Here is a 20,846-nt window from a genome sequence, read left to right as displayed (position 1 = left end):
AAGAGGGAAATGCGATGACGCAAACCAATCAAGCTCCTTTAGTCATTAAGCTAGGTGGTGCAGCTCTATCATGCACTCAAACCTTAAGCCAACTTTTTGGTGCCATTGCGGCTTACCAAAAATCGGCACAGCGACAAATCGCCATCGTTCATGGCGGTGGCTACCTAGTTGATGAGTTGATGGCAAAGCTTCAGCTTGAAACCGTTAAGAAAAACGGTTTACGCGTAACGCCTTACGATCAAATTCCTGTGATTGCAGGCGCGCTTGCAGGCACTGCGAATAAGTTACTTCAAGGTCAAGCGATTGCGGACGGTCTTAACGCTGTGGGCCTTAGCCTTGCGGATGGTGGTTTGTGTCTTGTTGAAGAACTTGACCCAGAACTCGGCGCGGTAGGCAAAGCATCACCGGGTGACTCAGCACTATTACAAGCGGTGCTAAACACAGGTGCACTGCCGATCATCAGTTCAATTGGTTTAACCAAAGATGGCCAGATGATGAATGTGAATGCTGATCAAGCAGCAGTCGCGGTTGCGGGCGCATTAGATGCAGAGTTGGTCCTGTTATCAGACGTGAGTGGTGTATTAGATGGAAAAGGCCATTTGATCAAAACCCTGTCAGAGCAGCAAGCTAACTCGTTGATCGATGGACATGTGATCACCGATGGCATGATCGTCAAAGTTAAAGCCGCTTTGGAGGCCGCCAATGATCTTGGCCGTCCAATTGAAGTCGCGACCTGGCGTTACCCAGAAAAATTAGCACAGTTATTCGCTGGTGAAAGTATTGGTACTCAATTCTTGCCTCAATAAGCATCAGCAAAAGAATTCAATATTAGGAAGTCGTAGTTGGCACTGACCGCCGAGCGCAGCGCCAGTTAAGTTTGGAGAAAAACATGAGCAAAGTGAACGTAAATAAAGTGGTAGTCGCATACTCAGGCGGTCTAGATACTTCAGTAATCATCCCGTGGCTAAAAGAGAACTACGACTGTGAAGTAGTGGCTTTCGTTGCCGATGTTGGTCAAGGTGCCGAAGAGCTAGAAGGCATTGAAGCGAAAGCAAAAGCCTCTGGTGCTTCTGAGTGCTACATCGCTGACTTGAAAGAAGAAATGGTCGCAGACTACATTTACCCAACGCTAAAAACCGGCGCGTACTACGAAGGTAAGTACCTGCTAGGTACATCAATGGCGCGTCCAATCATTGCCAAAGCGCAGGTTGAAGTGGCACGTAAAGTGGGCGCGGACGCTCTGTGTCATGGCTGTACAGGTAAAGGTAACGACCAAGTACGTTTTGAAGGCGCATTCGCAGCACTAGCACCGGACTTACAAGTGATTGCACCTTGGCGTGAGTGGGACCTAGTGAGCCGTGAAGAGTGTTTGGATTACCTAGCTGAGCGTAATATTCCTTGCTCTGCGTCTCTTACTAAGATCTATTCACGTGATGCAAACGCATGGCACATTTCGACGGAAGGCGGCGTTTTAGAAGATACTTGGAACGCACCAAACGAAGACTGCTGGGTGTGGACTGTCGACCCAGAGCAAGCGCCAAATGAAGCGGAATACGTCACGCTGAAAGTAGAAAAAGGTGAAGTGGTCGAAGTTGATGGTGAAGCGATGACACCATACAACGCACTGGTTTACCTAAACGAGAAGGGCGCTAAGCACGGTGTTGGCCGTATCGATATCGTGGAAAACCGTCTTGTTGGAATGAAGTCTCGTGGTTGCTATGAAACACCGGGAGGCACCATCATGATGGAAGCGCTGCGCGCTGTAGAGCAGCTTGTGCTAGACAAATCATCATTCGAATTCCGTGAGGAGCTAGGTCTAAAAGCGTCTCACCTTGTATACGATGGCCGTTGGTTTACCCCACTATGTAAATCGATCCTTGCTGCTTCAGAAGAGTTAGCGCAAGACGTGAATGGCGAAGTGGTTGTTAAGCTCTACAAAGGTCAAGCGACAGTGACGCAAAAACGTTCTGACAACAGCTTGTATTCAGAAGAGTTCGCGACTTTTGGTGAAGATGAAGTATACGACCAAAGCCATGCAGGTGGTTTCATCCGTCTTTACTCGCTATCAAGCCGTATTCGTGCATTGAACAGCCAGAAGAAATAATCCATTAACATCCATCTTGGATTGAATAAAGGCCCGCCATTTATAGGCGGGTCTTTTGGTTTCTAAAAGCGGGTATCTAATTTTTGTTTGAATATATATGTAAAAATATTGAATTTATACTTTATTTTTTATCGAAATTGCCGTAACGTTGACCCATAAGAAAAAGTGAGCAAATGACCATCAAATTGGTTACTACTCATTCGAGAACGTTAGAGTAAGCAATAGTCATCAGGAGAGACGCAATGGCATTATGGGGCGGAAGATTTACCCAAGCGGCAGACACCAGATTTAAAGAGTTCAATGATTCGTTGCGTTTTGACTACCGATTGGCTGAGCAAGACATCGTAGGTTCAATCGCATGGTCTAAAGCTCTGCTTTCTGTTGATGTGCTATCGGCAGAAGAACAGCAAAAACTGGAACTTGCTTTAAATGAGCTGAAGTTAGAAGTGATGGAAGACCCTCACCAAATTCTTCGCTCTGATGCAGAAGATATCCACTCTTGGGTTGAGCAGCAGCTAATCAGTAAAGTGGGAGATTTAGGTAAAAAACTCCACACTGGGCGTTCTCGGAATGACCAAGTCGCCACAGACTTGAAACTTTGGTGTCGTCAGCAAGGTCAGCAATTATTGATTGCTTTAGATCGCCTACAAGCACAAATGGTCCATGTTGCTAAACAGCACCAAGGCACCGTATTGCCAGGCTATACTCATCTTCAGCGTGCTCAACCTGTAACCTTTGCTCACTGGTGCTTGGCTTATGTTGAAATGTTCGAGCGTGACTACTCTCGTCTGAATGATGCCTTACAGCGTCTCGACACTTGTCCACTTGGCTCGGGTGCTTTAGCGGGAACGGCTTATCCGATTGATCGCGAACAATTAGCACATAATCTCGGTTTCCACCGTGCTACGCGTAATTCACTCGATTCGGTTTCAGATCGTGATCATGTGATGGAACTGATGTCGGTGGCGTCGATTTCTATGCTTCACCTTTCTCGTCTTGCAGAAGATATGATCTTCTACAATTCAGGCGAGTCAAACTTCATTGAGTTAGCGGATACGGTGACATCTGGTTCGTCATTAATGCCACAGAAGAAAAACCCAGATGCACTTGAGTTGATCCGTGGTAAGACAGGGCGTGTCTATGGCGCATTATCGAGCATGATGATGACAGTTAAAGCTTTGCCATTGGCGTACAACAAAGACATGCAGGAAGATAAAGAAGGGTTGTTTGACGCTTTAGATACATGGAACGACTGCATGGAAATGGCAGCTCTGTGTTTTGACGGTATTAAAGTGAATGGCGAGCGCACACTAGAAGCGGCGAAACAAGGTTACGCAAACTCGACGGAGTTAGCTGATTACCTAGTGGCGAAAGGCATCCCATTCCGTGAAGCTCACCACATCGTCGGTGTCGCGGTCGTTGGTGCTATTGCTAAAGGTTGTGCGCTAGAAGAACTGTCTATCGAAGAGTTAAAAGCCTTCTCAGAGGTCATTGAAGCGGATGTGTATGACATTCTGACTATCGATTCGTGTTTGGAAAAGCGTTGTGCTTTGGGTGGTGTTTCGCCTCACCAGGTCGCTTACGCGGTAGAACAAGCGGATAAGCGCCTGAGCCAACGTGACAGCTCGGCGGTGAAAGTGCGTCCTGCACGTTTGACGGACATTGAAACGCTGGAAGGTATGGTTGCTTACTGGGCGAACCTTGGTGAGAATCTTCCGCGCTCTCGTAATGAGCTCGTGAGAGATATTGGCTCTTTCGCGGTGGCTGAGCATCATGGTGAAGTGACGGGTTGCGCTTCTCTATATGTGTATGACTCAGGGTTGGCTGAAATACGCTCTCTTGGTATCGAAGCGGGCTGGCAAGGCCAAGGGCAGGGCAGTGCGATTGTGAACTATTTGGTTGAGAAAGCGCGCCAGATGGCGATCAAGAAAGTCTTTGTTCTAACGCGAACGCCTGAGTTCTTTATGAAGCAAAGCTTTTTACCGACATCGAAGTCATTACTGCCGGAGAAAGTTCTGAAAGATTGCGATCAGTGCCCACGTCAACATGCATGTGATGAGGTAGCGCTTGAGATCAATTTAATGGAGCAAGTGATCCAAAAAACGCATGTGGCATGAACTGAAGTTGTGGAGTGATTTTATTAGCATTCAATGACATAGTCATTTTCCTGTTTACTTACATCAGTATTCGCTAAAAAAATCGAAAAAATTTGGAACCTTTGAGAGGAAGCCCGGTCTATTAAAGTACCACTGCTTTTTCTTAGAAGAATCTAAGAGAGCCCCAGAACTGACATTGGTTTTGGGGCTTTTTTCTATCTGTCACTTTTCTCTTTTTTATTGGCCTTTTTTTGTCCCTTTCGACGTTGCCAAGGCAAGATGACAAAACGCATCCATAAGTGTAGAAACAACAAAACGTTGAAAGCGAAGCCGACAAAGATCAAAGCGATCGACTCGATGCTTTGTGGATCATCTTTGAGCGTAAACCACCACACAATCCAACACAGTACAGAAAGTACCGTCAATTGATCCAAGCATCGTTGACAACGTCCAAGTTTTTTCCAAAACCAATGTTCCTCGCAGCGGCGACAAGTCATAGTGTTTTCCAAACCATTAGTGTTGCTTCAGATTATATATCTAACTAAATGGTGGAAAGCGTTTCTTACACGGGCTTAGAGCGCCATGACACAACCAAAAATGGAAAGTTAGCTTTGTAAAAGCTTTGTGGCACGTAATTGATGTATGGTGTGCTGTCAGTCTTTAACAGGAAATATAATGATGTCGACAGAGTTGAAACTTGCGCTGAGTATCGCTGGTGGGTTCTTTATGATCGGTGTTGTCGCGATTTATATGGTCAGCCGCTATGCAATGATGGCAGCGTAAGAGAGATTTTATTGCGCCGAAGTAGCAAAGCAAAGCCTCGTTGATGACGAGGCTTTGCTTTATATTTAGATAGAAGCCTGAAAGCGTTAGCAGCCAGGGCCGCAGTCAAGACAATGTTTCACCATTTCTGGCCCTAAGTGTAGTTTTGCATTCAAATCACGTAGAGCGGTGCGGACGCCTTCTTCAATCACTGGGTGATAGAAGGGCATATCTAACATCTCAGAAATCGTCATCCTATTTTGGTGCGCCCATGCTAAAAGGTGAGCAAGATGCTCTGCATTCGGGCCCATCATTTCTGCACCTAAAAAACGTCCAGTGCCTTGCTCTCCGTAGACATGCAGAATGCCTTTATTACGAAGCATGACGCGCGAACGTCCTTGATTTTCAAACGAGACTTCACCGGTTGCGAAACATCCACATGTGCCTAGACGTGTTTCTAGTTGTTTATATGTTTCTCCAACCATAGCAATTTGAGGGTCGGAGAACACGGCTGAAATTGGTGAGCGACGCAGACCCGCACGAATATCTGGGAAACGGCCTGCGTTGTCTCCAGCAATACGGCCTTGGTCAGCGGCTTCGTGCAGCAGTGGAATTTGGTTACTTGCATCACCTGCGATGAAGATGCTCTCTACCGAAGTTTGCAATGTGTAGTGATCCGCCGTTGGTACGCCACGTTCATCGAGAGCCACATTGGTGTTCTCGATCGCCAGCTTATCGACGTTTGGACGACGACCCGTTGCGGCCAATACGTAATCGACAACAAAAGTTTCTAATTCACCATCATGGTTGATGAATTGGATTTCGACCTTGTCTTCGCCGTCATTGTCTGACGAAGCAATGCGTTTCATACTTTCGACTTTTACATCTGCATCAAGGTAGAACTCTTCCTTAAAGGCTTTATCTGCATACGCCATCACCTCTGGGTCTGTCAGTGGGCCCACTTGTCCTCCAAGGCCAAAGAGCTTCACGTTTACTCCTAGGCGGTGTAAAGCCTGACCCAATTCAAGGCCGATGACTCCTGGGCCAAATACTGCCACTGACTCTGGTAAGTCATCCCAGTCAAATACATCATCGTTAATCACTAGGCGATCACCCAGTTCATTCCAAGCTGCCGGATATGCTGGACGAGATCCTGTCGCAATAACAATGCGCTGTGCGGTGACCTGAGTATGATCATCTATGATGAGAGTGTGGTCATCGGCAAACTTCGCGTAGCCCGATAGTTTGTTTTCAGCGGGAATATCATCGACACTTTCAAGCACAAAGCCAACAAAACGATCGCGTTCGCGCTTTACACGATCCATAACTTCTCGTCCGTTAATTCGTACTTCACCTTGCGGGTGTATCCCAAATCCAGGTGCTTTTTCGATTTGATGAACACTTTCTGCTGCCGCAATTAACAGCTTAGACGGCATGCATCCGACACGAGCACAGGTTGTTCCGTAGGGACCGCCCTCAATCATTACCACGCTGTTGGTATGAGCTTTTGCTGCTCGATAAGCACCAAGACCAGCCGTCCCGCCACCAATAATCGCTACGTCGACATTAACTTGTTTCATCGTGAACTCTCGCTTTTGTTCTAAGCCAAGCTAGCTACATTGAGCTTGGAGAGTGAATTGGATAGTTGAATCTGGATAAGTAGTCACCTTATTGGCAGATAACTACTTATCTAGACTAGTAGAAGAAGTGGTTTAGGGTTGGCCTCCGAGCCAAAGGCACCGGAGACCGAGGGTGTAGGCTATGGACAGCTTAGCCTAGATACGCTTCTAGCTCTTCGCTACCGCCGATGTGCTTGCCACCGATAAAGACTTGTGGAACAGTCGTGCGACCAGATATAGCTCGTAGACTAACTGTTGTTGCGTCTTTACCCAGAATCACTTCTTCATATTGAAGACCGTGGTCAATCAGATTTTGTTTCGCTTTCATACAGAAAGGGCAGCCTGGTTTAGTGAACACCGTGATGGATTCTTGCGTTTTGTAGTCAGGCGCTATGTAGTTCAGCATCGTATCTGCGTCTGACACCTTGAATGGGTCGCCTGGTTCGTTTGGCTCAATGAACATTTTTTCCACTACGCCATCTTTTACTAGCATGCTGTAACGCCATGAACGTTTGCCAAAGCCGATGTCGTTTTTATCCACTAACATACCCATGCCATCGGTGAATTCACCATTACCATCCGGGATGAAGGTAATGTTTTCTGCTTCTTGGTCTTGTTTCCATGCATTCATCACGAACGTATCATTGACCGAGACACAAATAATCTCATCAACTCCGTGCTCTTTAAATACAGGGAACAATTCGTTGTAACGAGGTAGATGGCTTGATGAACAGGTTGGAGTAAATGCACCCGGTAAGCTAAATACGATAACGGTCTTACCTTTAAATAGCTCATCGGTCGTTACATTCACCCAAGCGTCACCTTGACGAACTGGAAAAGTAACTTGAGGGACTTGTTGACCTTCTTTAGATACAAACATAATGATTTCCTTTAACTATTTTAAATTATGCGTATAGAGCTTAGCGTTTTTCGTCGCTCTGTTTCGTTTTGTTGAGCCCATTATTGTAAAAATCCTTTGATAGCTCTAATCGTTTGGTGTTATGGTTTTGATAGGTATTAGCTATTGTTAAAGAAGCGAAGCGTGAATTATGAATATTCGAGATTTTGAGTACTTAGTTGCACTTGCGGAACATAAGCACTTTCGCAAAGCGGCAGAGGCATGTTTTGTTAGCCAGCCAACATTGAGTGGGCAAATTCGTAAACTAGAGGATGAACTCGGGACCACGCTTTTAGAGCGAAGCAGCCGACGTGTTTTGTTTACCGATTCAGGGTTACAGCTGGTGGAGCAGGCTAAACGCATCTTAAGTGAAGTGAAAACCTTCAGAGATATGGCAAGCGGTCAAAGCGGAGCCATGACTGGACCGATGCATATTGGTTTCATCCCGACGGTTGGGCCTTATCTACTACCCAAAATTCTGCCGCAGATAAAAGAAGCATTTCCTGAGCTGGAGCTATTTCTGCACGAAGCTCAAACACATCAATTAGTGCGTCAATTGGAAGAAGGCAAACTAGATTGCTTAGTTTTAGCTTCGGTTGATGAAACTGCGCCATTTAAAGAGATCGAAGTGTATCAAGAGCCATTAAGTGTCGCAGTGCCATGTGACCATGAGTGGGCCTCTCTCGACCATGTTGATATGTTGGAGCTGAATGGTAAAACCGTTTTAGCGTTGGGAGACGGCCACTGTCTGCGAGATCAAGCGTTAGGTTTTTGTTTTGCCGCTGGAGCAAAAGACGATGAGCGTTTTAAAGCCACCAGCTTGGAGACGTTACGCAACATGGTTGCTGCCGGTGCGGGGATTACGTTATTGCCTCAGCTTTCTATCCCTAATGAGAAGCAAAAAGATGGCGTATGCTACGTACCAGCTGTTAACCCAACCCCCTCGCGTAATATCGTTCTCGTATACCGTCCGGGCTCACCACTACGAGCTAGGTTTGAAGCTTTGGCGGCGAAGATTAAAGAAGTATTGGCTTCTTATCCTTCATTGAACGCCGCGGCGTAAAAGCCGACATAAAAAAGGGAGAGCTTGATGCTCTCCCTTGTGCTTTTGTGATTTAGAACAGTTCTTCTGCGCCAGAGCCTGAAGAGTAAATACTATCTTCTAAACGGTCGCCAGCGTATTCGGTAGGCTCCGTGCCTTTTTCAAAGTATTCGAACATTGATGTGCTATCTACCTTGTGCGTTAGCATACCGCTGTTGCGATCAATACGAACTCGAATAATATCCTCTGGAATATTTTTACCTTGCTCCGGCGTCCCTTCTAGCGCAACACGCATGAAGTCAATCCAAGCAGGCTCTGCGGTTTTCGCACCCGACTCGGCACCAGAAATTTGGCCTTGCCCTAGGTTGCTGTTAACAGTGGTGCGGCCAAGTGCACGTGAGTGATCATCAAAGCCAACCCAAGCTATCGCAACGACACCAGGTCCATAGCCATTGTACCAAGCATCCTTGGAATCATTCGTTGTACCCGTTTTACCCCCGATATCACGACGACCAAGTTTTTGCGCGCGCCAGCCTGTACCATTCCAACCTGTGCCTTCACGCCAGTTACCGCCACCCCAAATGTTGCTGTACATCATCTCACGCATTAAGAATGCATTCTGTTCGGAGATAACTTGCGGTGCATATTGAGGTTCATCATTTTCAAGGGCATTGTCTGTTGCTAGGCCATCAATCGCGACGTCTTGTTCGCCAAATTCATCAGCGTAGCGATTTTCTGGCTGCTCGCTCATTTGCGGACAATCCTTATGACAAACACTCTTTGGATTGGCTTTAAACAGTACTTCACCGAATGCATCTTCCACGCGTTCTACATAGAATGGTTCAACGTAATAACCACCGTTCGCAAACACAGAGTAACCTTGTGCCACTTTCATTGGTGTTAAGCTACCAGCTCCGAGTGCGATGGTCTCAGAGCGTGGTACTTGGTTAATATCAAAACCGAAACGAGTAAGGTACTGACGTGTCTCCTCGAGGCCAACTTCACGGAGTGTACGCACTGCCATGACGTTTTTTGATTGAGCTAAGCCGAGGCGAAGCCGCGTTGGACCACCATAAGTTGGTGGTGAGTTTTTTGGTCGCCAAGCTGAACCAGAGCCTGCATCCCACTTGTTAATCGGCGCATCGTTAATCAAAGTGGCTAGAGTTAGTCCTTTGTCAATTGCTGCCGAGTAGATGAAAGGCTTGATACTTGAACCAACCTGACGCACTGACATGGTTGCACGGTTAAACTTGCTGTGCACAAAGTTGAAACCACCAACCAGCGACAATATCGCGCCATTTTCTGGGTTCATCGCAACAAACGCGGTGTTTGCTGTCGGCACTTGGCTCAGTTTCCAGCTCAGTGTTGTGTTGTCATCTTCATCGGTTTCACTTACTTCGCGAACCCAAACTTGTTGACCTGTCGCTAGCACATCATGCGCTGACTTTGGTGTTGAGCCTTGGCGGTTATCAGTAATGTACTTACGCGCCCAGTGCATTCCAGTCCAAGGGATGGTTTGCTCTTCATGGTTCTTAACCCATACTTGTGCCGTCTTATCATCGACTTTCGTCACAACCGCAGGGTAAAGGTCACCATAAGTTGGCTGTTTCTTCAGGTGCTTTTCTATTTGCTCATTGCCCCAGGCCGCTTCCCCTTCTTTCCAAAGCACACTTTCTGCACCACGGTAGCCATGACGTTCATCGTATGACAAGAGGTTATTTACCGCAGACGTATTTGCAGCATCTTGCAGTTTAGAATCCACAGTCATGTAGATATTCAAGCCAGAGGTGTAAGCTTCTTCTTCACCGTATTCTTTTACTGCCCATGCACGAGCCAACTCTGCTACGTAAGGTGCGGAAAGCTCAATCTCAGCGCTATGATAACGCGCCACAATAGGCTCATTGCGTGCTTCGTCATACTGCTCTTGTGTAATGTATTTCTCATCAAGCATTCGCATTAATACAACGTTACGGCGTTTTGTTGCGCGCTCAAGAGAGTAAATTGGGTTCATGGTTGATGGCGCTTTTGGCATACCAGCGAGTGTTGCAATCTCACTTAACGTCAATTCATCAAGGCTCTTGCCAAAATACACTTGAGCGGCAGCACCAAAGCCATATGAGCGGTAACCAAGGAAGATTTTATTGACATAAAGCTCCATGATTTCTTGCTTACTTAAAAGCTGCTCAATATGGATAGCAATAAAAATCTCTTTAATCTTACGCATGATCTTCTTCTCATTAGATAAGAAGAAGTTACGAGCTAGCTGTTGCGTAATCGTACTCGCACCCTGTTTAGCCGAGCCTGAAACCGCAACAACAACAGCTGCACGAGTGATGCCGATAGGGTCGATACCAGGATGCTCGTAGAAACGGCTATCTTCGGTTGCGATGAGCGCGTGAATTAAGTCTTGAGGAATTTCGTCATAAGTAACAGGAATACGACGCTTTTCACCGAACTGTGCGATCAGCTTCCCGTCTTGACTAAACACCTTCATAGGTGTTTGTAATTCAACGTCTTTTAGAGTTGCAACATCTGGCAATTCAGGCTTCACGTACTGATAGAAGCCAAATATTGTGGTGACTCCAAGAATTATGCAAATCAATGTTAAAAATAATAAACGCTTTATGAACTTCACCGGAGAATCCCTGATTGGTTGAGGCTGTGTAACGGCAAACCCTTGTACTCTTAGGTCAAAAATTTAGCACATAAGAGATATTAACTCTTATTTGGATGCTAATAACAACCTTTGCACGAAGAAATTTCGGAGCGAGAGTAAGAGATGGATAAGCTAATCGTTACCGGCATCGATATAGGCCATAACAGCCTCAAAGCCGTAGTACTTAAACCCACAGGCAACAATTACGCTCTGTTGGGTTACAAAGAAATATTACTAAAGGAAGGTATTGTCGCTGAAAATAACACCATAAATCATCAAGAAATTGTAAAGACCCTCAAGCAGATAAAAAAAGAACTGCCTTTTGGCGCTAGAAAAGTTGCGATCTCAGTTCCTGATAACTCGGTAATTAGCAAGAAACTGCAAATAGAACAAAATCTTGAAGAGAGTGAAGTTGAGTTTGCAGTGATACAAGCCTTTTCTCATCAATCGCCATTCCCTGTCGAAGAGCTGAGTTTAGACTTCGTTCGTCTTCGCGCTGAGGGCGGGCAGAGTGGCAGTGATAGCTATCAAGTGTTTGCGACAAGAAAAGATGTGGTAGAAGGCCGAGTCGATGCATTACAAAAGTCCGGACTAAAACCTGTTTTAGTGGACGTGCATTCGCAAAGCCTTGGTCATATCTGGAAGCTCACCGCCGATCGCTTTCCTGACAAAAACAAATACTGCTTACTCGATATTGGCACCTTATCGAGCTCCTTCACCATGTTTACCGAACAAGGTGAACTGTTTCACAAAGAGTTTGCTTACGGCACACGCGGAGCAAACAGCGCTTCTCCAGTCGATTTTCTGTCCGATGATGCTCAGGAGAAAACAGAGCTGTTTAACCGTCAAATCGTAGAGCGAGTAAAGCGCCAGATACAGCTCTATACCTCAATCAATGGCTCACAAAACATCAAGGGTATCTGGTTATCAGGGGAAGGGGCCTCCACTCCCATGCTCGCAGAGGAGTTGTCTCAACAATTGTCGTTAGAGTGTGAATTGCTAAATCCGCTAGGGCTATTTGAGATGAAGGTGTCTAAGCGTAAGCGTCGTGCTGTGGATTGGCAGCATTTCTCAACAGCAGCCGGACTGGCCGTTCGTGGCATTCATTGGCTAGGAGGCGCCCGTGCTTTATCGCATTAATTTACTTCCTTGGCGAGAGAATCAAAGAGAAGAGCACCGACGTCGTTTCATCAGTTTGGTCGCATTAGGCATGTTGGTCGCTGTTGGCATCCAGTGGGGTATTGGAAAGTTTTTTGAGTACCAACAAGATCAACAACAGGAGCGGCTCGATTACCTCACTCACTACATTGCCGAACTCGACCAGCGTATTGAAGCAATGAAAATTGCAGAGCAAGAGCACAGCAAAATCCTCGAACGTCTAAAGGTCGTTGAAGGTTTACAAAACGGACGAAACAAAACGACCGAGTTCATGAACTTAATGCCTGCCGTTATCCCTGAAGGTGTATATGTCGACAAGATCAAAATGAATGATCTGGAAATTGAGATCTCTGGGATCTCTGATAGCACTCCAAAACTTGCCACGATGCTGGACAACATGGAGCGCTCGGCCAAGTTGAACGACGTAGAAATGCATTCCATCGTTCACGGCAAAGCCCGTTTTGGGAAAGAGTTTCAAACATTCAAAGTGTCTTTCATGTTCAAAGTAACGGAGAAGAAATTGGAGGCTCAACGTGGTTGATTGGCAGGATCTCGAAATAGATGAAATGGCCGAGTGGCCATTGTTGCCCCAGATTGTAGTAATCGTACTTCTGATCATGGCGATTCAAGGCTTAGGTTATTGGTTTTACCTTAAACCGAAAGAAGAACAGTTGAATCACTTGATTCAGCAGGAGCAGACACTCAAGGTGGCATTGAAGATCAAAGCGAACAAAGTGGCAGCGTTGCCTCAGCTTCAATCTCAATTGGATGAACTTACCACTCGTTACGAGTTATTACTGCAACAACTGCCTGCGCAAAAAGAGCTGGCTACAATGCTCGCTTCAGTGAATGAGCTTGGCATCGACAATAAGCTGACTTTCACCCGAATCGACTGGGGCGAAAAACAATCAGAGCACTTCCTTTATCGTCTTCCTTTAAACATAGAGTTAACGGGCGACTTTCATGACATCGGCCATTTTTCTCAGGCGATAGCGACGCTACCTCGAATCATCACGTTTAAAGATGTGACTTGGCAACGTGTCAGCCAAGAGAGCGAAACCCTGCACTTTCGGGTGCGTGCTAATACCTATCAGTTTAAGCCGGAGGAGGCGAAAAATGACAAGTAAGTCTTTGTTGCTGGTACTGATGGGTTCTCTATTGATGGGCTGCCAGGCGAATGATGAATCATTGACGGATTTTATTCGAGGAGTGGAAACACAGGCGCGTCGAGAGGTCGAGAAGCTTAAGCCCGCAGACAAGTATGTTGCAGTCACGTACGCACCGGAAGTACAGCGTGCACCCTTTGAATTACCCAAAGAAGCCACTATCGCGACTCAGCCAGTTGCAAGAAAAGATTGTTGGCAACCGCCCTCAAGAAGGCGAACTGGTAAATTAGAAAAATTCCCATTAAGCCAATTACGTTTGAAAGGTGTCATGGGCATGGATAACACGGTTTCTGGCCTTGTTCAGGCTCCCAATGGCACCGTCTATAAAGTTAAGCCGGGTCAATACCTCGGACGCAATAATGGCAAAGTGACCCATGTCAGCCACTCCTACTTGTTGATTAATGAAACGTTGCCCGACGGCTTAGGATGTTGGCAAAAACGTAAAGTTAAGTTGGCTTTGAGATAGCCCCATTTATTTTTGATATTGAGTAATGAAAATGAGACAAGGATTAACACGTACACCAAGGATACTTACTGGGCTCTTCTCCTTATGGTTGTTTGTATTTTTAGCCCCTTTAGCGGCAGCTGAAGAAGTTTCGTCCAATGCCCTAAAAAGTATCGACTTTCGAACTAATAAAGATAAAGACGCCGTGATTGTCGTCGAATTGGCGTCACCGGCCGCGATTGTAGATATCAAGCGTGTACAGGAAGGGTTAAGTATCGATTTGCTTAACACTTCAGTAAAAGACGAGCAATTGTATCTCCTAGACGTGAAAGACTTTTCGACTGTGGTTGAGAGCGTAGAAGTGTTTCGCTATACCTCAACTACGCGCTTGGTTGCGCACATCAATGAAGAATACATGCATGATTACCGTTTAACGGGGCGTTTTTTGGAAATCAAAGTAGCGAAGATCAAACCCAATGAGAAAGCCCCAGATAAAAGCATTTTAGAAAGAGAAGGTAAGCTTATTTCGATTAACTTCCAAGATATTCCTGTGCGAAACGTCTTGCAGCTTATTGCTGATTACAACCAATTCAATTTGGTTGTCTCCGACTCTGTAGAAGGCAACCTCACGCTTCGTCTTGATGGTGTCCCTTGGCAGCAAGTGCTGGATATTATTTTGCAAGTTAAGGGGTTAGATAAGCGTGTTGATGGCAACGTGATTTTAGTTGCTCCGACTGATGAGTTGGACTTGCGTGAGAAGCAGCAGTTAGAAAAACAAAAATTGACGGAAGAAATGGGAGAGCTTTCATCTGAAATCATCAAAGTTAATTTTGCTAAAGCATCAGATATTGCGGAGATGATCAATGGAGAAGGAAATATCAGCATGCTGTCAGAGCGCGGCAGTATGACCATTGATGAGCGAACTAACTCGTTATTGATTAGAGAGTTACCTGAAAACATCGAGGTGATTCGAGAAATTATTGAGTCTTTGGATATTCCAGTTAAACAGGTTCAAATTGAGGCGCGTATTGTGACCATCAATGAAGGTAACATGGACGAGTTAGGGATTCGTTGGGGTTTTACATCTATTAATGGCAGTAATACAGTGGGCGGTTCTATTGAGAACAACCTCGCCACGATCGGTCTTTATAATGGAGAAGGGGGCGACGACGGTGGTGACGGTGATGGAGTGGGGATCGATGACTTCCTAAATGTAAACTTAGCTGCAACCAGCCCGAATGCGACCAGTCTTGCTTTCCAAGTTGCGAAGTTAGGATCAGACACACTACTTGATTTGGAACTTTCTGCGCTGCAACAAGAGTCTAAAGCTGAGATTATCTCGAGCCCACGTTTGATCACTACCAATAAGAAACCAGCCTATATCGAACAAGGTACAGAGATTCCTTACCTAGAGTCATCATCAAGTGGTGCAACGACGGTGACGTTCAAAAAGGCGGTATTAAGTTTGAAGGTGACCCCGCAAATCACACCGGATAACCGCTTAGTGTTGGATTTAAGTGTCACGCAAGATAGACCTGGACAAGTCGTGAAGACAGGCACTGGTGAAGCTGTTGCGATTGATACTCAACGTATCGGGACGCAAGTGTTAGTGAATAATGGTGAAACGGTCGTTCTTGGTGGTATTTTTCAGCACAGCATTACTAACTCGGTGGACAAAGTGCCTTTGTTGGGCGATCTGCCGCTATTAGGTGCGCTTTTTCGTCGAAGCTATGAAAATGTTGGCAAAAGTGAGCTGTTAATTTTCGTCACGCCTAAGGTGGTGATTCAGTAGTTCTGTCTCGGGAAAAACTGATTAAATCAAAAATAAAGTTGCAATAGTGGCACCATGCTTGGATAATTTCGGGTCTTATCACGAATTATCTGTGAGGAACTGGTGCCACAAGCCTTGTAGAACAGCAGTTTAGCTGTGTTTTCTTGTGGCGATCTTATTGAATCAATGTTGTAAATTACTGCTAAACATGGCTGAGAAACGTAATATTTTCCTTGTTGGCCCAATGGGCGCCGGCAAAAGTACAATTGGTAGACATCTAGCACAGCAACTGCATATGGAGTTTGTTGACTCCGATACAGTGATCGAAGAACGCACTGGTGCAGACATCTCTTGGGTTTTTGATGTAGAAGGTGAAGAAGGCTTCCGCAAGCGTGAAGAAGCGGTACTTGAAGACCTAACACAAGAGCAAGGCATCGTGCTTGCGACTGGCGGTGGCTCTGTTAAGAGCAAAGAAAACCGCAATCGTCTTTCGGCACGTGGTGTTGTTGTTTACTTAGAAACGACGATTGAAAAGCAACTTGCGCGTACAAACCGCGACAAGAAGCGTCCTTTACTTCAAACGGATAACCCTCGCGAAGTACTGGAGCAATTAGCTGAAGAACGTAATCCTTTATATGAAGAAGTAGCGGATTACACTGTTCGCACTGACGATCAAAGTGCAAAAGTGGTAGCCAACCAGATCGTAAAAATGCTAGAAGAGAGATAAGTCTTTATCTTTTTTTTAATTGGAGCAAACCGATGGAACGGATTACGGTCAACCTAGCTGAGCGTAGCTACCCAATCTCTATTGGCGCCGGGTTATTTGAGGACCCGGCGTACCTCTCTCAAGTTCTCTCAAACAAAAATGCAAAACAAAAAGTTGTTGTGATCAGTAATGTCACAGTGGCACCTTTGTATGCAGACAAAATTTTAAAGCAACTCGAGCAGCTCGGTTGTAGTGCATCCTTGTTAGAATTGCCTGACGGTGAACAGTACAAAAACTTGGATGTATTTAATCAAGTAATGAACTTCTTACTGGAAGGGAGTTATGCTCGTGATGTTGTGATCATCGCGTTAGGTGGTGGTGTTATTGGCGATCTTGTGGGTTTTGCGTCTGCCTGTTACCAGCGTGGGGTCGACTTTATTCAAATACCGACCACATTACTATCCCAAGTGGACTCTTCGGTTGGTGGAAAAACCGCGGTTAACCATCCGTTGGGTAAGAACATGATAGGCGCGTTTTACCAACCTAAAGCAGTGATCATTGATACCAACTGCCTGTCGACGTTGCCTGAACGTGAGTTCGCTGCGGGTATCGCCGAAGTCATTAAGTACGGCATTATTTACGATGCAGATTTTTTTGTATGGTTAGAAGACAATCTTGAGCGCTTGTATGCGTTGGATGAAGAAGCACTAACTTATGCGATCGCACGTTGCTGTGAAATAAAAGCGGAAGTGGTGGCTCAGGATGAGAAAGAGTCGGGCATCCGTGCTTTGCTTAACTTAGGTCACACCTTTGGTCATGCGATTGAAGCGGAACTTGGCTATGGCAATTGGCTGCATGGTGAAGCGGTATCTTCCGGCACTGTTATGGCGGCCAAAACGTCGCATCTACGCGGTCTGATCTCGGAAGAGCAATTTGAGCGTATTGTTGCGATTTTGCGTCGTGCAAAACTGCCTGTGCATACTCCAGACAGTATGAATTTCGATGACTTCATCAAGCACATGATGCGAGATAAGAAAGTCCTCTCTGGTCAATTACGATTGGTTTTGCCTACAGGCATTGGCACTGCCGAGGTAATTGCTGATACGACACAAGACGTACTCAAACAGGCAATAGACTTCGGTCGCGATATTTAACCTTGTAATGGCGCCTTTGGGCGTCATTCTTGTAGTGTATTAAGGTTATTAGATGAGTGTTGCTCACGTACTGGAATTAGATTCTCAAATCGAGTTGCTTGATAGATTAGGTCTACTGACTAACTTTGGTTCCAATCTAATTGCGATTAATGGTCATGATGGGTACGGGAAATCTTGGTTAGCGCAGCGATACCTTGAAGTGGGTGCCAGTAACAAGAATCAATGTTTGTTACTTTGTCATTCTAATCAAGACGATGTGCAGCATCGCGTCCTTATTTTGAGTCAACTGGTTTCAGACGCATTGTTTAATCAGCAAGAGCCTTTACTTGATAGCCTTGAAAGGCTTTTAGGTGATGAGGCGTGTGACATTGCAATTGTTGTAGATGATGCGCATTTATTGAGTGAGACACTTATCTCTGAGCTTTGGATGCTGGTCTTAGAGGCGCACCATAAGCCAAATTGGACCATCAATGTCTTACTGTTTACACAGTCTGGACGTTTAGACGGTTTGCTAGCACGTCTCAGTTATGGACAAGAGATAAAGCCTGTTGAGCTTGATATTGATATGTTGTCCGAAGTGGAAGCTCGTCGTTTCTTTGAGTCACTTGTTGCGCGCTACGTCGATGATGAGTCTGAGAAACGGGTTCGAGATGCATTTAAAAAAGTCGACCCAGTACCGGGTGACATCATGGCGTTAGGAGAGATGAAAGTGGAAAAAAGGATCATTATCCGCTCGATTGTCGGTTCACCCCTGAATATTGCGTTGGTGGTATTAGTCTTACTGTTGCTTGCTGCTGGTGGCTATTGGTGGATGCTTAGTCAACCAAGTCCTGATGATAAAGCGCAGCAAATTGCTGGCAGTTTAGAGCAAACGGCTATTCCAACTTTTGAAGAGTCAGGAGTCAGTGCAGCGCAGTCTTCACTGCAACCTGTAACCGATGGCTCTAGCAGTCTTGATAAGTCTGGTGCGGTTGATGATTCTGATTCATTACCGCCAGCTGTGACAGAAGAAGTAGCGAGCGTAGGCAGTGATGACAATCAACAAAGAGTGGTGATTGAGTCGAATGTGGTCGATGCATTGCTTGAAGGTAAAGCTGATTCAGCAGACACAAAAGCGATTGATGATGTCGTAGGTACTGAGAAGACAGAAACCGCCGATGAAACTAGCTCCCCTTTGATTAAAGTCGTAAAACCGAATCAAGATATGACGCAAGCACCTGCTCAGTCAGAAGAGGGTGAGGCAAACCAACCTGTTGTGAAGTTTTCATTTGCTCGTGAAGAACTAAAAGCGCTATCGCCAAGAGCTTATACTTTACAACTCGCAGCTATGACCTCAATGGAAGATGTACAATCCTTTCTCAATGAGCATCAACTGAATAATCAAGTGCGAATTTATCCTACCGTTCGTAATGACACCGAGTGGTATATCATCACATATCAAGATTATCCGACAATTCAAATGGCTCGTGATGCCGTCGCAAGCTTGCCAGATTCGGTTAAGTCGGTGAGTCCTTGGGCAAAATCACTCCGTCAGGTTCACCGTGAAATTGAACGAGTGAAATAAACCTGAGCTTCCCTGAAAAATATGTTACATTCCGCAGCCTTAATTTTTGGTCGATAGATAGAGCAGTAGATGAAAAAGCAACGAGCCTTTCTTAAATGGGCAGGAGGAAAATACGGACTGGTTGAAGACATCCAACGTCATTTGCCGCCGGCTCGAAAGCTAGTTGAACCTTTTGTTGGTGCGGGCTCAGTGTTTCTGAATACCGATTATGACCATTATCTACTTGCAGATATCAATCCAGATTTGATCAATCTGTACAACCTGCTGAAAGAACGCCCTGAAGAGTATATCTCTGAAGCGAAGCGTTGGTTTGTCGCTGAGAACAACCGCAAAGAAGCCTACCTACACATTCGCGCTGAGTTTAATAAAACCGATGACGTGATGTACCGCTCTTTAGCGTTTTTGTACATGAACCGCTTTGGTTTTAATGGCCTATGCCGTTACAACAAAAAAGGTGGCTTCAATGTACCGTTTGGCTCTTACAAAAAGCCGTATTTCCCTGAGGCGGAATTGGAGTTTTTTGCAGAAAAAGCCAAAAAAGCTACGTTTGTTTGTGAAGGTTATCCTGAAACATTTCGTCGTGCGCGCAAAGGGAGCGTCGTGTATTGCGATCCACCTTATGCGCCGCTTTCAAATACGGCAAATTTCACCTCATACGCAGGTAATGGTTTCACGTTGGACGACCAAGCTGCATTAGCCGACATTGCTGAAAGAACAGCGACTGAACGTGGCATTCCTGTGTTGATTTCTAACCACGACACTACCTTGACACGTCGGTTGTATCACGGTGCGGATCTTAATGTGGTTAAAGTAAAGCGTACCATTAGCCGTAATGGTAACGGTCGTAATAAAGTTGATGAGCTACTTGCGCTTTTTCATGCGCCAGACATGGATAAATCAAGCTCTTAATTCTCACACTATTATATCTAAATAGTGGATCTCCCCACTGGCTTCGGTAGAATTGCGCGCAGATTGTTTGCTCATTACTACTGAGGTCAGGTATGAAAGATTTTCTTATTGCTCCATCCATTTTATCGGCAGATTTTGCTCGTCTCGGTGAAGATGTAGAAAAAGTACTCGCAGCGGGTGCGGATGTGGTGCATTTCGACGTTATGGATAACCACTATGTACCAAACCTGACTTTTGGTGCGCCTGTGTGTAAAGCACTACGCGATTATGGCATCACAGCGCCAATCGATGTTCACCTAATGGTGAAACCCGTTGACCGTATTATTCCTGATTTCGCAAAAGCGGGTGCGTCGATGATTACGTTCCATGTAGAAGCTTCTGATCATGTAGACCGTACACTGCAGTTAATTAAAGAGCACGGCTGTCAGGCTGGTGTGGTACTAAACCCAGCAACGCCACTTGCAAGTCTTGAATTTATTATGGATAAAGTCGACATGATTCTACTGATGTCGGTAAACCCTGGTTTTGGTGGTCAATCATTCATTCCTCATACACTAGATAAACTGCGTGCCGTTCGTAAGATGATTGACGAGTCTGGCCGTGATATCCGCTTAGAAATCGATGGCGGTGTGAAGGTTGACAACATTCGTGAAATTGCAGAAGCGGGCGCAGACATGTTTGTTGCAGGCTCGGCGATTTTCGGTGAGCCAGATTACAAACAAGTGATCGATCAAATGCGCGCTGAACTGGCTGAAGTTAAATAAGCACCGATAAGCCAGCGCAATAACACGCTGAT

General features: G+C 45.6%; 18 protein-coding genes. 14 read left to right on the top strand and 4 right to left on the bottom strand.

Translation table 11 applies throughout. From position 1 onward, the window contains the following. Window positions 1-14: 14 nt before the first annotated feature. The 3 genes from argB (at window position 15) to argH (ending at window position 4,221) form a co-directional block, all read left to right on the top strand. The gene (argB, locus tag R7Q39_RS25655; RefSeq protein ID WP_005381333.1) at window positions 15-806 is read left to right on the top strand and encodes an acetylglutamate kinase; all 792 of its coding nucleotides are present in this window, start codon (window positions 15-17) and stop codon (window positions 804-806) included. An 83-nt stretch (window positions 807-889) separates the two neighbouring features. Beyond that, entirely contained in the window at window positions 890-2,104 is a 1,215-nt protein-coding gene (locus R7Q39_RS25650) for an argininosuccinate synthase (RefSeq protein ID WP_017821738.1), read from the top strand. A 242-nt stretch (window positions 2,105-2,346) separates the two neighbouring features. Then, the gene (gene argH / locus R7Q39_RS25645; RefSeq protein WP_005381331.1) at window positions 2,347-4,221 is read left to right on the top strand and encodes an argininosuccinate lyase; all 1,875 of its coding nucleotides are present in this window, start codon (window positions 2,347-2,349) and stop codon (window positions 4,219-4,221) included. A gap of 194 nt (window positions 4,222-4,415) precedes the next feature. Here the strand turns inward: argH and R7Q39_RS25640 are convergent, their stop codons facing one another. From R7Q39_RS25640 to R7Q39_RS25630, 3 genes are all read right to left on the bottom strand, one after another. Next, entirely contained in the window at window positions 4,416-4,697 is a 282-nt protein-coding gene (locus R7Q39_RS25640; protein WP_248394429.1) for a DUF3624 domain-containing protein, read from the bottom strand. A gap of 372 nt (window positions 4,698-5,069) precedes the next feature. Beyond that, complete coding sequence (locus tag R7Q39_RS25635; protein ID WP_213971951.1) at window positions 5,070-6,542, bottom strand: dihydrolipoyl dehydrogenase; 1,473 nt, start codon at window positions 6,540-6,542, stop codon at window positions 5,070-5,072. A gap of 190 nt (window positions 6,543-6,732) precedes the next feature. Further along, window positions 6,733-7,461 (bottom strand): redoxin family protein, encoded by a 729-nt coding sequence (locus R7Q39_RS25630; RefSeq protein ID WP_053350732.1) that lies wholly within the window; start codon window positions 7,459-7,461, stop codon window positions 6,733-6,735. Between the two features lie 169 nt (window positions 7,462-7,630). Between R7Q39_RS25630 and oxyR the strand changes: the two genes are divergently transcribed. Continuing rightward, the gene (gene oxyR, locus R7Q39_RS25625) at window positions 7,631-8,542 is read left to right on the top strand and encodes a DNA-binding transcriptional regulator OxyR (protein ID WP_005381326.1); all 912 of its coding nucleotides are present in this window, start codon (window positions 7,631-7,633) and stop codon (window positions 8,540-8,542) included. Window positions 8,543-8,594: 52 nt separating this feature from the next. On the opposite strand, the gene R7Q39_RS25620 is transcribed toward oxyR, so the two are convergent. Beyond that, complete coding sequence (locus R7Q39_RS25620; RefSeq protein WP_025768081.1) at window positions 8,595-11,156, bottom strand: penicillin-binding protein 1A; 2,562 nt, start codon at window positions 11,154-11,156, stop codon at window positions 8,595-8,597. Window positions 11,157-11,300: 144 nt separating this feature from the next. Between R7Q39_RS25620 and pilM the strand changes: the two genes are divergently transcribed. The 10 genes from pilM (at window position 11,301) to rpe (ending at window position 20,814) form a co-directional block, all read left to right on the top strand. After that, window positions 11,301-12,317 (top strand): type IV pilus assembly protein PilM, encoded by a 1,017-nt coding sequence (gene pilM, locus R7Q39_RS25615; protein WP_318077053.1) that lies wholly within the window; start codon window positions 11,301-11,303, stop codon window positions 12,315-12,317. Continuing rightward, entirely contained in the window at window positions 12,301-12,876 is a 576-nt protein-coding gene (locus R7Q39_RS25610) for a PilN domain-containing protein (protein WP_005381323.1), read from the top strand. Before pilM ends, R7Q39_RS25610 begins: the two co-directional genes overlap by 17 nt. Continuing rightward, a complete protein-coding gene (locus R7Q39_RS25605; RefSeq protein WP_042523672.1) occupies window positions 12,869-13,462 on the top strand; it encodes a type 4a pilus biogenesis protein PilO in 594 nt (197 codons plus the stop codon). The genes R7Q39_RS25610 and R7Q39_RS25605 overlap by 8 nt, the downstream gene beginning before the upstream one ends. Next, entirely contained in the window at window positions 13,452-13,967 is a 516-nt protein-coding gene (locus R7Q39_RS25600; protein ID WP_005382766.1) for a pilus assembly protein PilP, read from the top strand. The genes R7Q39_RS25605 and R7Q39_RS25600 overlap by 11 nt, the downstream gene beginning before the upstream one ends. Before the next feature lie 25 nt (window positions 13,968-13,992). Then, window positions 13,993-15,738, top strand: a complete 1,746-nt coding sequence (locus R7Q39_RS25595) for a type IV pilus secretin PilQ (RefSeq protein ID WP_033907306.1) — start codon at window positions 13,993-13,995, stop codon at window positions 15,736-15,738. A gap of 187 nt (window positions 15,739-15,925) precedes the next feature. Further along, a complete protein-coding gene (gene aroK, locus R7Q39_RS25590) occupies window positions 15,926-16,444 on the top strand; it encodes a shikimate kinase AroK (protein WP_005381319.1) in 519 nt (172 codons plus the stop codon). 32 nt (window positions 16,445-16,476) lie between these two features. Next, entirely contained in the window at window positions 16,477-17,577 is a 1,101-nt protein-coding gene (gene aroB / locus R7Q39_RS25585; RefSeq protein ID WP_005381318.1) for a 3-dehydroquinate synthase, read from the top strand. Between the two features lie 52 nt (window positions 17,578-17,629). Next, window positions 17,630-19,141, top strand: coding sequence for an SPOR domain-containing protein (locus R7Q39_RS25580; RefSeq protein WP_033907307.1), 1,512 nt, complete (start codon window positions 17,630-17,632; stop codon window positions 19,139-19,141). Between the two features lie 69 nt (window positions 19,142-19,210). After that, window positions 19,211-20,050, top strand: coding sequence for a Dam family site-specific DNA-(adenine-N6)-methyltransferase (locus tag R7Q39_RS25575; protein WP_005382762.1), 840 nt, complete (start codon window positions 19,211-19,213; stop codon window positions 20,048-20,050). A gap of 92 nt (window positions 20,051-20,142) precedes the next feature. Next, window positions 20,143-20,814 carry a ribulose-phosphate 3-epimerase gene (gene rpe / locus R7Q39_RS25570; RefSeq protein WP_005381300.1) on the top strand — a complete coding sequence of 224 codons (672 nt, stop codon included), beginning with the start codon at window positions 20,143-20,145 and terminating at the stop codon, window positions 20,812-20,814. Window positions 20,815-20,846 lie beyond the last annotated feature (32 nt).

The sequence above is a fragment of the Vibrio sp. 947 genome (assembly GCF_033339115.1).
Classification (GTDB): domain Bacteria; phylum Pseudomonadota; class Gammaproteobacteria; order Enterobacterales; family Vibrionaceae; genus Vibrio; species Vibrio alginolyticus.
This window is presented reverse-complemented; position numbering and strand designations above follow the sequence as displayed.